Source organism: Mycobacterium szulgai (assembly GCF_002116635.1).
Lineage (GTDB): Bacteria > Actinomycetota > Actinomycetes > Mycobacteriales > Mycobacteriaceae > Mycobacterium > Mycobacterium szulgai.
The window spans coordinates 147112-161007 of record NZ_LQPW01000178.1; the positions used below are offsets into that span (position 1 = coordinate 147112).

Genomic DNA, 13896 nt, shown 5'->3' on the forward strand with positions numbered 1-13896 from the left:
ATGCGGACCATGGCTACGGAAACTTCTGTGGCGCGAGCCGCCACACCAATCCCGCTGCGAGAGCGGCGACGCGACTGGTTTTTCATCGTCATGTTCTCGTTGTTCGCGCTGACCTCGTTGGTCACCGACACCATCAACCTGACTCAGCCGAGCGCCAACTCGTGGTACTTCGTGGAAAGGTTCATGTTCGCCAACGGCAACGAAACGCTGATTCTGCAAAACCCTCGCTTCGTTCAGGTCTCCGTCGGATTTGTGTCGGCGCTGTTGTTCGGCCTGTTCTACCTGGTGCTCATCTATGCCTTTGTGCGGGGCCGGGATTGGATTCGGCTGCCCGCCGTCTTCTTCGCGGGGATGGTGGTCATGAGCGCCGGCGTGTACCTGGCTGTTGGAATCCTGGGCGATGCGCCGCTTTTTCAGCGGGCCTGTGGACCGGGATCCACCTTCGACTACAAGTTCGTCAACGCCGGCCTGTCCATCGCTTACAACCTGCCCTACCCGGTAGTTGCGTTGCTCCTCGTCGCGCGGATGTGGCGCGAGTGTCCGTTCACCCGCTTAGCGTCCTAGCGGCTGCTTCATTGATCACGTCCATCACGTCGCCTCGTTGCCGCCAGGCCCGCAGCTGACGCATCGCGCCGTTGCCTTCGGCTGCGATGCGTTCGAGTTCCCAGACGACCCTTTCGTATTCACCGAGCTCATCCAGCGCCGGATGCACCCGCCGCACCAGAGCGCACAACTGCTCGCGGGCCTGCACCGCCGCACATCCATCGATCAAGTTCAGCGTCCGCCCCGATAGCCCGTCGTGTGCCGACATCCAGTAGGCCGCGCGAAGCGCGCCCGGCGGCAGCCGCTTGGCTTCCTCACCTTCGGCGCACTCGTGCAGCGCGGTCATCACCGCAGCTCTGATCAGGGTCGCTAGCAGGACCGTTTCGGCGACGGTGGCCGGCACGTCGGCAACCCGGACCTCCACCGTCGGGAAGTTCGCCGACGGGCGCACGTCCCAATAGATCATCTTGGGATCCAGGATCACCCCGGTGTCGACCAGCATGTGCACCGTGCGCTGGTAGTCGTCCAGTGAAGGGAAGTAAGGCGGTGCGCCGGCCGCCGGCCAGCGCCGCCACAGGACGCTGCGCCAGCTCGCATAGCCGGAGTCGGTGTTGCGATAGATCGCCGAATTGGCCGACAAACCGAGCAGCGAGGGCAGCCAGGGCCGCAGCCAATTGCTGACGTGGATGGCAGCGGCGCGGTCGGGCACCTGCACATGCACATGACACCCACAGATGCCCTGCTCATGCGCGATCATGCCGAACCGGGCCGCGATCTGTTGGTAGCGCGGAGTGTCGGTGACCGGGAAATCATGCGGCGTGGCAGGCGGAAGGCCCAGGGCCAAGAGCCGTACCCTGCACGCCTCGGCCGCATCGGCCGCAGTCCGTCGCAGCTCGAGTAGCTCCTTGCCAAGTTGCGCGCTTGTCGTGGCCACGCCGGAGCTGGTCTCCACCTGGCAACTACTCAACTCCAATTGCAGTGTGGCGCCACGGTGTCCGGCCTCGGCGGCAACGGCGGCATTGCGCGGCGCCGGTTCGCCGTTCTGCGGGTCCACGAGGAGGAATTCCTCCTCGACGCCGACGGTCGGAGGTTCGCGCTCCGAGCGCTGCGCGCTCATATCCGCAAGCTACCCCCTGCCTGGAGGTCAAAACCCTCTGGTCTGCCAGGGAATCTTTAGCCATGTCAGCGATTTGCTTGTCTGAACCCGATACTCTTCGGGAGAATGGCTAGTTTAGAAGGCTAGTTGACAAACCCTAGATGAGAAGCCGAGACGATCTCGGGCACGCGGAGCATTTCACTGGGATCAACGTGCATCACCTCGCGCGTGGTTATGAAGGAGCGGTTTAGCTGTGTCGAGTCCTCGGTTGAATGATTCCGACCTTGTCATCGATTCTGCGGAAGAGCTCGTTGCGCAGGACGGCATAGATGCCGTGACGATTCGAGCGCTCACCAAGGCGACCGGCGTCTCCAACGGCGCGATCTACCGAACGTTCGAGTCACGCGGGGGCTTGCTCGGCCGCGTCTGGATCCGCGCGGAACGCCGTTTCCTGGACCTGCTGACCAGCCTTGTCGAAGACGCCAAGAAGCAACCCACCGACGACCCGCTGGACGCGGTGTACGCGGCGGCCGAAACATCACTGCTCTACCCGGAGATGTATCCGGGATCGTCGGCGCTGCTTATGACGGTGCGGCGCGAAGAGGTGGTAAGCCAACCGATGCCGCGCGAGATCGCCGATCAACTGCGCGCTTCGGAGCAGGAACTGGCCAACGCCATGGCGCGGCTGGCCGAAGACCTGTGGGATCGCAGCGACACCAGCGCGGTCGACCTGATCGCGACCTGCATCGTCGATCTGCCGAAATGGATCGCCCTGCGCGGTCAGCGCTACAGCATGCCCATTTTGCGCGATTACCTGCGCGCCGCTGTGCGCTCGGTGCTCGAGGTGGGTCCGCCGCCCCAGGGCGCCGGACAGGAAGTAGCGGCCAGCGAAGTGGCGTCGGGCGCCGCCCGTCACGGAGCGGCATAGCCGCCCGCCACGGGACGGCATGGCCCCCAGCTTCTGCTAGTAAGCAGTCGCGAAATCAATCATCGCGGGGCTGAAGTCTTCGCGAAAACGCGTGTTTGCGTCGGTGTAAGCGTAGTCTGCGGGTCGGGCTGATATCGACAAGGGGTCTATTGTGGCAAACTTCCTGACCTTGCCGCCGGAAATAAACTCTCTGCTGATTTTCAGCGGTGCGGGCTCGGCTCCGTTGCTGAACGCGGCGACCGCCTGGGACGGCCTGGCCTCGGAGTTAGCGACCGCGGCATCACTGTTCTCGCGGGCTACGACCGACTTGGCCGCCACGTCGTGGCTGGGAGCGGCCTCGGCCGCGATGACGGCCGCCGCTGCCCCCTATGCGGATTTCTTGAGTACCGCCTGCGCGCACGCGGCGGGCACCGCTGAACAAGCGCGCGCGGTGGCCGGTGCGTTCGAGGATGCGAGAGCGTCGACTGTCCATCCACTGGAGGTGGCGGCCAACCGCTCCGCGTTCGCACAGTTGATCCGCGCGAATTGGCTGGGGCTGAATGCGCCGGCGATCATGGCCGCTGAGGCGCGGTACGAGCGGATGTGGGCTGCGGACGTGGCGGCGATGACGGGCTATCACGCCGGCGTAGCGGCCGCGGCGGCGCAGTTGCCGGGCGAGCTGCAACTGTTCCTGCAGAACCTGCCCAATCTGGGTGCCGGCAACAAGGGCAATGCGAACATCGGACAGGGCAACACCGGCACCGGAAACATCGGCATCGGCAACAGCGGCACCGACAACAGTGAACTGGTACCCCCACAGGCGGGCAATTACAACGTCGGCGGTGGAAACAACGGCAGCAACAATGTGGGTGGCGGAAACAGCGGGAACAACAACTTCGGATTCGGCAATTTCGGCAATGGGAACATCGGCTTTGGGAACGGCGGCCCGACCAACTTGTCCAATCCGAACGTGTTCGCCTTCCACCCAGCGCTGGGCAACAACAACGTCGGCATGGGTAACACCGGTAGCAACAACGTCGGCCTCGGGAACCTTGGCGACGGCAACATAGGCGGCGGGAATACCGGAACCGGCAACATCGGAGCGGGAAACACCGGCGTCGGCAACTTCGGCTTTGGGAACAGCGGCAACGGAAACATCGGAATCGGGCTTGTCGGAAACGGCCAGGTGGGCATCAACCTCGCCGGGCTGTTCAACCTCGGCAACGGCAACATCGGCTTGTTCAATTCAGGCGATCACAACGTCGGCTTCTTCAACTCCGGTAGCGGCAACATCGGCATCTTCAGCTCGGGCGTCAACTCAGTGTTTCCCGGTCATATCAACAGCTTTGGTTTCGCAAACTCGGGTACCGGCAGCCTCGGCTTCGGCAATTCGGGTGCGGGCAATGTCGGCTTCTTCAACTCTGGTCTGCTCAACACGGGGTGGGGGAACGCGGGTTCGATCAATACCGGCGGATGGAACGGAAACAACCTCAATACGGGACTGTGGAACTCGGGCGAGGCGAACACCGGCTTTGGCAACTCCGGCCACGTCAACACCGGCTTCGGCAACGCGGGCAATGTGAACACCGGATTCGGGTTCGCCACCGATGCTGGTGAAGTCGGCATCGGCGCCGTCGACAATTCAGGGTTCGGCAACAGCGGTGGCGGCATCTCGGGCTTTGGAAACACGACAAGCGGTAACGGTGAAGGGATTTCGGGCTTCTTCAACACGGCCAGCCCGGCGGGGCACACCGGGGTTAGCTCTGGCTTCTTCAACATCGGCATCACCGCCGCCATGGGCCCCTTCCCGAGCGGCGCGCTGAGCGGCTTCAACTCTGGCTTGCTCAACACCGGGACCGGCAACTCGGGGCTGCTGAGTCTTGCTCAGATACTGCTGAAACTGACCTGACCGAGCTCTGCCGTACCGCGCCTCGGCCAGCACACCGACGAGATCCTCGCCGAAACTCGACGCCCGTCGGCAGCCCTAACTAGTTCCGAGAAATCACCGGCGGACGGTGTCTGCCGCCAGGGCGGAGTCCACGGTCGGGTAGACGGAAAGCGCGCCGCTCAATCCGCACGCGTCAATGACTCGCGTGACGATCTGCTGATGGCTCACCAGACGCAGTTCAATGCCGCGCCGACGGCACCGTTCGGCCTCATCGGCTAGAACGGCGAAGGCGCAGCAGCCCATGAAGTCGACGTCGGTGACATCGACGACGAAGGGCCCCGGTGCGGTGGCCCCGGCCGCCGCTTCGCTCACCAGGTGGCGCCAGGTGTCCTCGTTGCAGGCATCGATCTCGCCGCCGGCATGGATCAGCACCGCGTCGCCGCTGCGGTCGGTCGTCGCGCGCAGTGTGCTGCGCGGGTCGCCGAGCTCGTAGACGAGTCGAGTACTGAGTGTCAGGTGGGTGGATACGGACTCGGCAATAACCAGGCTCATCGTGCACTCCTAAACGGCCGGCGCTACAGCGCCGCCCATGGATGCCCGTCCTGCGTGTCTGAAGACAGACTAATTGCGGATCTGAATCTCATTTGTATAACGAGACAGGGCGGTCTGTCTATAGGGCTGGCTTAAGAGTATGGTGAGGCTCGCTATGTCCAGCGATGATTCCGTGACGGTCGTGCCTGCTCGCGAACGAATTTTGACCGCGGCATACGGCTTGTTCAGTCGCCGGGGCATCCGGGCGGTCGGCACCGACGAGGTGATCGAGCGGGCCGGGGTGGCTCGGGCGACGCTCTACCGCCACTTTGCGACCAAGAACGACCTGGTGCTGGCGGTGCTGGATCGTCGCGAAGAGCTGTGGACGCACGGCCTGATCGAGGAGCAGTCACGCCAGCGCGGCACCACACCGGAGGAACAGTTACTGGCGATCTTCGATGTTCTGCACGAGTGGTTCCAGCGACGCGACGGATATGAAGGCTGCTCGTTCATCAATGTGTTGCTGGAGTTGGGGGCCGATCATCCCGTCGGGCAAGCCTGCGTCGCGCATATCGATCAGGTCCGCGAGATTGTGCGTCGCCGTGCGGTGGCCGCCGGTCTCGAGGACGTCGAGGATTTCGCGTGGTCCTGGCACATCCTGATGAAGGGCGCCATCATCCTTGCCGCGGTGGGGGACTGCCAAGCCGCCCGGCGGGCCCAGAAGATGGCGCGCGTTCTCATCGAGTCGCACCGCCCGCAAGCCGCGGCAGAACAGGGCGAGGCGACCGCCTGAGTCAGGCGGCGGGGGTACCGGTCTTGCGGTAGTGCTCGTCTTCGAGTTCGGCAATGGCGCGAGAGGTGCGTTCGCGCAACAGGATCGCCGCCACTAGGCCGCAGACCAGTGCGATGACGAGTGCGATCCAGGAGAACCGCTGCAACCACCGCTCGGCGGCCACGCCGGCGAAATAGACCAGTGCGGTAGTGCCGCCGGCCCAGCAGATGCCGCCGCTGACGTTGGCCACCAAAAAGCGCGGATACGGCATTTTCAGTGCGCCGGCCAGCGGTCCGGCAAAGATGCGCAGCAAAGCGATGAAGCGACCGAAGAACACCGCGCGAACGCCCCACCGGCTGAACGTTCGCTCGGCGAGTGCGACGTGACCGGGGCCGAAGTGCTTGGGGAAGCGCCGGCCGAGCCGGTCGAACAGCGGCATGCCGAACCGGCGGCCTATCGAGTAACCGATGGAGTCGCCGATCACCGCGCCGATCACCGCGGCGATTCCGACGCCGATCGGGTTGACCGCCAACTCGTGATGCGAAGACAGCAGCGCCGCGCTGACCAGCACGATCTCCCCGGGGAGGGGAATGCCCAGGCTCTCGATCCCGACCACCCCGCCGACCAGCAGGTAGACCGCCAGCGGCGGAATTGACTGCAGCAGGGCCTCCACGTTCATGGAATAAGAATGCCTGACACAGGCTGAATGTGCGTCACAACGGGCCCGATACTGTCGTCACAAGGACAGCATTGGAGGGTTAGTGGAATTCAACCTCGCCCAGATATTCACGGCGGTGGCCGCGGCCAATCCCGACCGGGACTGCATCGTATTCGGGGATCGGCGTTTCACCTTCGCGCAAACCGACGAACGCGCCACCCGGTTCGCCCGGGCGCTGCACGCGTGGGGGTTCGGTGCGCACCGGGAGCGTTCCGAACTGGCGCCCTACGAGTCGGGGCAAAGCCATCTGGGGTTGTACCTGGCCAACTGCAACGAATTCCTCGAGGGGATGCTGGGGGCATACAAAGCCCGTGTCGCCCCCTTCAACGTCAACTATCGCTACGTTGCCGACGAACTGGTGTACCTGCTCGACAATGCCGGTGCGGACGCGGTGATGTACCACGCGCGGTTCGCCCCGACATTGGCAGAGGCTTTAGAGAAGGCTGCGCAAAAGCTTGATCGCCAGCCGCGGCTGATCCACGTCGACGACGGATCCGGGAACGACCCACTGCCCGGGGCGGTGCGCTACGAAGACCTGCTGGCTGCCATGACTGACGAGCCGCTGGACAGGGAAGGCGTGTTGCCCTCGCCCGACGACCTCTACATCCTCTACACCGGCGGCACCACCGGCATGCCTAAAGCGGTGCTGTGGCGCCAGCACGACATCTACCTCAACGCCATGAGCGGACGAATTCTGGGCGCCGAGATCGCCACCAGTCTGGAGGAGATCGTCGAGCGGTCGCGTCCAGAGGGGCCCGGCTCGCTGACCGCGGCACCACTCATGCACGGCGCCGCGCAGTGGGCCGCGTTTGTAAACCTCTGCAGCGCAAAGCCGTTCGTGATGGCGCCGACTACCACGCATTTCGACGCCGCCGAAACCCTGGCCCTGGCCAGCCGGGAGCGGGTGATGTCGATGTCGTTCGTGGGCGACGCGTTCGGGCGGCCGCTGGTCAATGCCCTCGAGTCCGGCGATTACGACTTGTCTGGCCTATTTGTGGTGGTCACGGGTGGGGCCGCGTTGAGCGCACCGATCAAGCAGCGGTTTCTCGAACTGCTGCCGAACGTTACGATCCTGGACGCCGGCGGCTCGTCGGAGTCCGGAACACAGATGGGCCAGGTCTCCAACCGGCTGCAGAGCGCCACGGGCCGGTTCGCCCCCGGCCCCGGGGCCGTGGTGGTCAGCGAGGACATGACTCGGATTCTGTCGCCCGGCGACGAGGAGATCGGCTGGCTGGCCCAGCAGGGCAATATTCCGATGGGCTACCTGGGTGACCCGGAGAAGACGGCGCGCACGTTTCCGGTCATCGACGGGATCCGGCATTCGGTTCCCGGGGATCGGGCACGCTGGGACGCCGACGGCGAGATCGAAATGCTGGGGCGGGATTCGGTCACCATCAACTCCGGCGGGGAGAAGATCTTCGCCGAAGAGGTCGAGGCTGCCATTGCCGAGCACCCGGCGGTTTACGACGTGGTGGTCGCGGGCCGTCCCAGTGTGCAGTGGGGTCAGGAAGTCGTCGCGCTGGTCCAGTTGGTTGACGGCGCGCAGGCCGAGGCCGAGGACATCGTCGCCGAGGCGGCGCGGCACATTGCGCGCTACAAGCTGCCCAAAGAGGTGATCTTCTGCGCCAAGGTGCAGCGTTCACCGTCCGGCAAGGCCGACTATCGATGGGCTAAAGCTCAAGTGACACAGGCTAATTGAAGAATCCCGACTGGTCGTTGCCCTTGTTGAAGCCGCCCGAGCTGCCTGCTCCGGAGTTGCTCACGCCCGAGCTGTTAACGCCCGAGTCGAACCAACCGGAGTTGTACGAGCCCGAGTTGCCGAAGCCCGCCAGCGCGAAGCCTGTGTTGTAGAAACCTGCGTTGCCCCGGCCGTCGAAGTTGTGCACGCCTGAGGTGAATCCGAAGGAGTCCGCCGTGACATTCTGGAAACCCGACATGTCGCTGCCCGTGTTGTAGAAGCCGGACACATACGTGCCCACGGTGCCGAAGCCCGAATTGACCACGCCCGCAGGAGTATCCGAGCTGCCTGTGCCGGTGTGGAAGTTGCCCGAGTTGAACAGGCCGGTATTGACGCTGCCCGCATTGAACATGCCGGTGTTGAAGTAGCCGGAATTGAAGGAGCCGGTGTTGGTCCCGTAGCCGGTGTCGTAGGGGGCCACGTCGGGGAAGTAGCCGCTGTTTCCGACGCCGGTGTTTCCCGAGCTGGCGTTGCCGAAGCCGACGTTGTTGAAGAAGGCGTTTCCGGCGCCGACATTGTTGCTGCCGGCATTGCCGTAACCGAAGTCGTAGTCTCCGCCGTTTCCGAAGCCGGTATTCACATAGCCCGCGTTCCAGAAGCCGGTGTTGGTGTTCCCGGCGTTGCCGAAGCCGAAGTTTGAATTGCCGGAGTTGAAGAACCCGACGTTGTTGTCACCGGAGTTGAAGAAGCCGATGTTGTGGTTGCCCGAGTTGCCGAATCCGAAGTTCCCGGTACCCGAGTTCAGCGCCCCGATTCCGACCTGGTTGTCGCCGGTGAGCCCGAAGCCCACGTTGTTGGTGCCGTGGTTGCCGAAGCCGAAGTTGTAGCTGCCGTTGTTGCCGAAGCCGAGGTTGTAATCGCCGATGTTTCCGCTGCCGAAGTTGAATGAGCCGATGTTTCCGCTGCCGAAGTTGGTGCTGCCGATGTTTCCGCTGCCGCGGTTGCCGTCGCCGTGGTTTCCGAAGCCGGCATTCCCGCTGTAGGACTGCAACGAGTATTGGTCCGAGTGCCCGTTGCCGCTGCCGAAGTTGAGGTTGCCGATATTGCCGTTGCCGAAGTTGGTGACACCGGCGTTGCCGCTGCCGACGTTGGTGTTGCCCCAGTTGCCGCTGCCCAGGTTCGCGTTGCCGAGGTTGCCGCTGCCCAGGTTCGCGTTGCCGTCGTTGCCGCTGCCCAGGTTGGCGTTGCCCCAGTTGCCGCTGCCGAAGTTGTGATCGCCGAGGTTGCCGATGCCCAGGTTCCAGGCGCCGGTGTTGCCGATGCTGGTGTTCCAGGACGCTAGTTGAGCCGCGGCCGCCGACACGTCGGCGTGGTAGCCGGCCATCGCCGCCACATCGGCGGCCCACATCTGTTCATAGCTGCCCTCTGCGGCGGCAATCGCCGGCGCGTTCTGGCCGAACAGATTGGATAACACCAACTGCACGAAGGCATTTCGGTTGGCCGCCACCGCCAGCGGGTGAACCGTGGCCGCCCGTGCCGCCTCGAACGCGCCGGTGACCGCCTGGGCCTGGCGTGCCGCTCCGGCGGCCCGGCCGGCTGCGGATTGCAACCATGCTGTGTACGGTGCGGCCGCGGTCGACATCGCCGCCGCGGCCGCCCCTTGCCAGGCCTGACCCGTGAGCCCCGAGGTCACCGAACCGAACGATCGCGCTGCCGAGGCCAGCTCGTCGGACAACCCGGCCCAGGCCGTCGCCGCTTCCAGCATCGGGGCCGCACCCGCTCCGCTGAAAATGCGCAACGAATTGATCTCCGGGGGCAAGACTGAAAAGTTCATTGCGCGCACCCCTTTGTCCGCTAGACGAAAAACGGTACAGCGGACGGTCTGCAAAAGCTGGAGTTTCGCGACCTCTAGTACAGAAAACGCGCGCGCAGCCGCTCGAAAGCTTTGGGCTCCGGGCAGTTCGTATACCGCTCGTACAGCTCGCGAGCCAGCACCGAGACTGGGGTAGACGTGGTGTCCAACTCGAAGTCGTATTCGGCATCGGCGTGGGCCGCTCGGGCGCTGCCCCGATTCCAACCGGGGTGGCGGTCGCCGCGTTCTTCCTCCCGGCGGGCGCCTTCGTCGTCGGACACATGCACACCCACCATCCATACCGGGCAGCCCTCGAAGATCCGCAGCGCGTCGATCAGCCACTCCCGTTTCCAGATCACGTCGTCGGCGATGACGTTCATCCCGTTGTCCAGGTGGGCTTTGATGGCTCGGTAGCGGGCGTACATGGCCTGGTCCAGCAGCGGACCCGGGTGCACTGTGAACCATTCCAGGCCGTCGGCTTCGACGATGCTGTCCCAGGTGTAGTACTCCGGCCGCACCCGGGCCAGATCGAGTTGTTCAGGCGGCAGCGCGAACCAGAACAGGTCGATGCCGATGTGCACCCAGCATTCGCCGGCCAGATCCTGAAAAGCGCGCGCGAGCGATGTCTTTCCGGCGCTGGATCCGCCGTTGAGCAGGATGAGCTTGCCTGTTGTGAAACCCGCCATAGGTGTCGGAGGGTATCGCAACCCCGACGTCGAGCGACCGAAATATCGAGGTGTAGCGGGTTGTCGCAGCGTTACGCTTCGGTAGCCACTGTCGTTACCGGTGAGGAGCGCGCAGATGTCTCTTGTGGTTGTAACGCCGGAGTTGGTGTCCGCGGCGGCTTCGGATTTGGCGAGTATCGGTTCCGGGCTCGCTTCGGCCAATGCAGCGGCGGCCGCGCCGACCAACGGGTTGCTGGCAGCCGCCGGCGATGAGGTGTCGGCGGCGATTGCGGCGGCTTTCGGTTCGCATGCCCGGGGCTACCAGGCGCTGACCATGCAGGCGTCGGCCTTTCACGAACAGTTTGTACGGGCTTTGACTGCGGGTGCGATTTCTTACGGAATCGCCGAGGCCGCCAATATGTCGCCGCTGCAGCAGCTGCTGGGTGTGGTGAATGCGCCGACGCTGGCGTTGTTTCAGCGTCCGCTGATCGGTAACGGCGCCGACGGTATGGCTGGGACCGGGGCTCCGGGCGGCGATGGCGGGATCCTGTGGGGTAACGGGGGCAAGGGCGGCTCCGGCGCCGCTGCGCAGCCCGGTGGTGCTGGCGGGGCAGCCGGGCTACTGGGCAACGGCGGGGCTGGCGGACCGGGCGGGATCGGGGCGGTCGGCGGGTCCGGTGGTCGAGGGGGACTTCTGTGGGGCGGCGGCGGCGCGGGCGGACTGGGCGGTTCGGGCGCCATTGACCCGGTGACGCTCCAAGTTGTCCCCGGCGGGAACGGCGGAAGTGGTGGAGCTGTCAGCCTGTGGGGCGCAGGTGGCATGGGTGGAGCAGGAGGGCAGGGCATCGTCGCCCCCGGCAGCGGCGTCACCGCTTCCGGCGGCATGGGTGGCGCCGGCGGGGCAGGCGGCGTATTCGGCCATGGCGGCGCCGGTGGGGCAGGCGGCCTCGGGGCGGCAGGGGGTGACGGCGGCGCCGGCGGACAACTGTGGGGCACCGGTGGTGACGGCGGCAAGGGCGGGTCGGCTGCGGTCGGCCTCAACGGCGGTGAGGCCGGACGGGGCGGCAACGGCGGCAACGCCGGCTGGTTCGGCAACGGCGGCAACGGCGGCCTGGGCGGGGCCGGTTACGGCGGCGCCGATGGCGTCAACCCGCCGTCCACCGGTACGGGGCAGCCCGGCAACGCGAGCTTCGACGAGGTCTTCGCCGGAAACGTCATCGTGGGGCCTGGCGACGCCGGGGCCGCCGGTCCGGCAGGAGGTGGTGGGGGCGCCGGCGGGAACGGGGGAACCGCGATCTCGGTAGCCGGCGGCACAGCCACCGGTGGTGCAGGCGGCGCCGGCGGCCAGGCGTTCGGCGGGGGTGCCGGCGGCAACGGGGGCGTTGGCGGCAATGCTGACTCCTTCAGTGTCAGTGGCAGCGGTACTGCCTTCGGGGGTACGGGCGGAAACGGGAATGCCGGCGGGCCGCTCGGCGGTGCGGGCGGTACCGGCGGGCCGGGCGGAAATGCTCAGACCCAAAACAACGGCGGGACAGCCAGCGGCGGCGCGGGTGGCCACGGCGGCGCCGGAAGCGCCGGTGTGAACGGTCTCGACGGTGGCAAGGGCGGGGCCGGTGGAAATGGTGGCCGCGGTGGACTTATCGCAGGCGACGGGGGAGCCGGCGGACTCGGTGGTGCTGGCGGTGGCGGTGGTGTCGGTGCGGCTGGCGGTGCCGGTGGCGACGGGGGGCACGGCGGGCAAGGAGTGGCCGATTCCGGTACGGCTCAAGGCGGCATCGGCGGGGACGCCGGTACCGGCGGAAACGGTGGCAAGGGAGGAAACGGCGGCGCCGGCGGAGTCGGGGGGACCGGTGGCGCGGGCGGGATGCTCCTGGGCAACGGCGGCGTCGGCGGTGCGGGCGGCCTGGGCGGCATCGGCGGAGTCGGCGGTTCCGCAGGCGCCGGCGGCGCTGGCGGAGCGGGAAACATCGGCTTCTCGTTCAACGGCCCCGGTTTCGGAGGTGCGGGCGGCGCGGGGGCTGATGGCGGCACCGGCGGCACCGGCGGCAACGGCGGTCAGGGAGCCGCCGGTGGTAGCGGCGGCGCCGGCGGGCTCATCGGGCTGTCGGGTGCCAGCGGTGCCAGCGGTGGCGGCGGTGCCGGCGGCCAGGGCGGGTCCGGAGGCACCGGCGGGACAGGGGGCCCGGGCGGCGACGCTTCACGCCAGCCGGGCTTGCCAGGCGCTGGCGGCGACAACGGTGGCCAGGGCTCCTCTGGCCAGCCGGGCTAATTGTTTGCTGTGCTGGTGATTTCGTGCGCAACCGCGTCGTGCTCGCGCGCGTCGATCATGGGCCGATATCCAGGCGTTAACCCTAGGATCTGCAACCGGATAACGAACGACACGCGGTTGGTCAAATGCTCTTCGACGCGTCTGCAGCGGGGATAGGATTTGTTGCTGCCCGGTGCTCGATGCTTCGCGGCGACTATTGGCTTGTCCGGTGCGGGAGGTCTCAGATGTCGTTTGTGTTTGCGGTACCGGCGACGGTGACAGCCGCGGCAACGGATTTGGCGGGAATCGGGTCGGCCCTCACGGCGGCTAACGCGGTGGCCGCGCTGCCGACGACGACGGTGCTGGCCGCGGCAGCCGATGAGGTGTCAGCGGCGGTGGCGGCCGTATTCGGGACGCATGCCCAGGAATATCAGGCCCTCAGTGCGCAGGTGTCGGCGTTTCACGAACAGTTCGTGCGGAACCTGACCACCGGGGCCGGCGCGTATGCCGCTGCCGAGGCTGCCGCCGCATCGCCGCTGCAGGACCTGCTGGGTTTGATCAACACGCCAACCCAGGTGTTGTTCGGGCGTCCGCTGATCGGCAACGGCGCCAACGGCGCTGCCGGGACCGGAGCTCCCGGTGGTGACGGCGGCCTGCTCCTGGGCAACGGCGGCAACGGCGGGTCCGGGGCGGCCGGACAGGTCGGCGGTGCTGGCGGCTCGGCGGGGTTGTTCGGCAACGGGGGGACCGGCGGCAGGGGCGGTGACGGCATCGCCGGATCCGGTGCCACGGGCGGGGCCGGTGGTCGCGGTGGCTGGTTGTTGGGTAATGGCGGAACCGGCGGTGCCGGCGGTCTTGCCACGGCGGCCGCGGCAACCGGCGGTGCCGGCGGTGTCGGCGGGACGACGGGGCTGATCGGCAACGGGGGCATCGGCGGCTTCGGCGGGGGCCGTGGCCTTGGCGTTAGCGGCGGGGTCGGTGGGAACGGCGGGGTGGCC

The 13896-nt window shown here is 66.3% G+C and carries 12 protein-coding genes; 7 read left to right on the forward strand and 5 right to left on the reverse strand.

Annotated features, from left to right (window positions below; translation table 11 throughout):
- Positions 1-9: 9 nt before the first annotated feature.
- Complete coding sequence (locus AWC27_RS29740) at positions 10-564, forward strand: hypothetical protein (protein WP_245847588.1); 555 nt, start codon at positions 10-12, stop codon at positions 562-564.
- Here the strand turns inward: AWC27_RS29740 and AWC27_RS29745 are convergent.
- On the reverse strand, positions 545-1660 hold the full coding sequence (locus AWC27_RS29745; RefSeq protein ID WP_085674572.1) for a glutamate--cysteine ligase 2: 1116 nt from the start codon (positions 1658-1660) through the stop codon (positions 545-547). The two genes, AWC27_RS29740 and AWC27_RS29745, sit on opposite strands and share 20 nt — an antisense overlap.
- A 247-nt stretch (positions 1661-1907) precedes the next feature.
- Between AWC27_RS29745 and AWC27_RS29750 the strand changes: the two genes are divergently transcribed.
- Entirely contained in the window at positions 1908-2567 is a 660-nt protein-coding gene (locus tag AWC27_RS29750; protein WP_245847589.1) for a TetR/AcrR family transcriptional regulator, read from the forward strand.
- A 151-nt stretch (positions 2568-2718) separates the two neighbouring features.
- Positions 2719-4455, forward strand: a complete 1737-nt coding sequence (locus tag AWC27_RS29755) for a PPE family protein (RefSeq protein WP_085674578.1) — start codon at positions 2719-2721, stop codon at positions 4453-4455.
- Positions 4456-4548: 93 nt separating this feature from the next.
- Here AWC27_RS29755 and AWC27_RS29760 read toward each other — a convergent pair whose 3' ends face one another.
- On the reverse strand, positions 4549-4986 hold the full coding sequence (locus AWC27_RS29760; RefSeq protein ID WP_085674580.1) for an anti-sigma factor antagonist: 438 nt from the start codon (positions 4984-4986) through the stop codon (positions 4549-4551).
- Positions 4987-5140: 154 nt separating this feature from the next.
- On the opposite strand from AWC27_RS29760, the gene AWC27_RS29765 reads away from it, so the two are divergent.
- Entirely contained in the window at positions 5141-5758 is a 618-nt protein-coding gene (locus AWC27_RS29765) for a TetR/AcrR family transcriptional regulator (protein ID WP_085674583.1), read from the forward strand.
- Between the two features lies 1 nt (position 5759).
- On the opposite strand, the gene AWC27_RS29770 is transcribed toward AWC27_RS29765, so the two are convergent.
- Complete coding sequence (locus AWC27_RS29770) at positions 5760-6416, reverse strand: DedA family protein (protein WP_085674585.1); 657 nt, start codon at positions 6414-6416, stop codon at positions 5760-5762.
- Positions 6417-6498: 82 nt separating this feature from the next.
- Here AWC27_RS29770 and AWC27_RS29775 point away from each other — a divergent pair, with 82 nt between their 5' ends.
- Positions 6499-8154: an acyl-CoA synthetase gene (locus tag AWC27_RS29775; RefSeq protein WP_085674588.1), complete on the forward strand. Its 1656-nt coding sequence runs from the start codon at positions 6499-6501 to the stop codon at positions 8152-8154.
- Here AWC27_RS29775 and AWC27_RS29780 read toward each other — a convergent pair.
- Together AWC27_RS29780 and AWC27_RS29785 are read right to left on the reverse strand one after the other, a co-directional pair.
- A complete protein-coding gene (locus tag AWC27_RS29780) occupies positions 8147-9967 on the reverse strand; it encodes a PPE family protein (protein ID WP_085674591.1) in 1821 nt (606 codons plus the stop codon). The two genes, AWC27_RS29775 and AWC27_RS29780, sit on opposite strands and share 8 nt — an antisense overlap.
- Before the next feature lie 74 nt (positions 9968-10041).
- Positions 10042-10671: a phosphotransferase-like protein gene (locus AWC27_RS29785; protein ID WP_085674594.1), complete on the reverse strand. Its 630-nt coding sequence runs from the start codon at positions 10669-10671 to the stop codon at positions 10042-10044.
- Positions 10672-10786: 115 nt separating this feature from the next.
- Here AWC27_RS29785 and AWC27_RS29790 point away from each other — a divergent pair, with 115 nt between their 5' ends.
- The gene (locus AWC27_RS29790; RefSeq protein WP_085674597.1) at positions 10787-12919 is read left to right on the forward strand and encodes a PE family protein; all 2133 of its coding nucleotides are present in this window, start codon (positions 10787-10789) and stop codon (positions 12917-12919) included.
- Between the two features lie 224 nt (positions 12920-13143).
- Positions 13144-13896: PE family protein (locus AWC27_RS29795; RefSeq protein ID WP_085674600.1), on the forward strand; the 753-nt coding region annotated here is incomplete at its 3' end.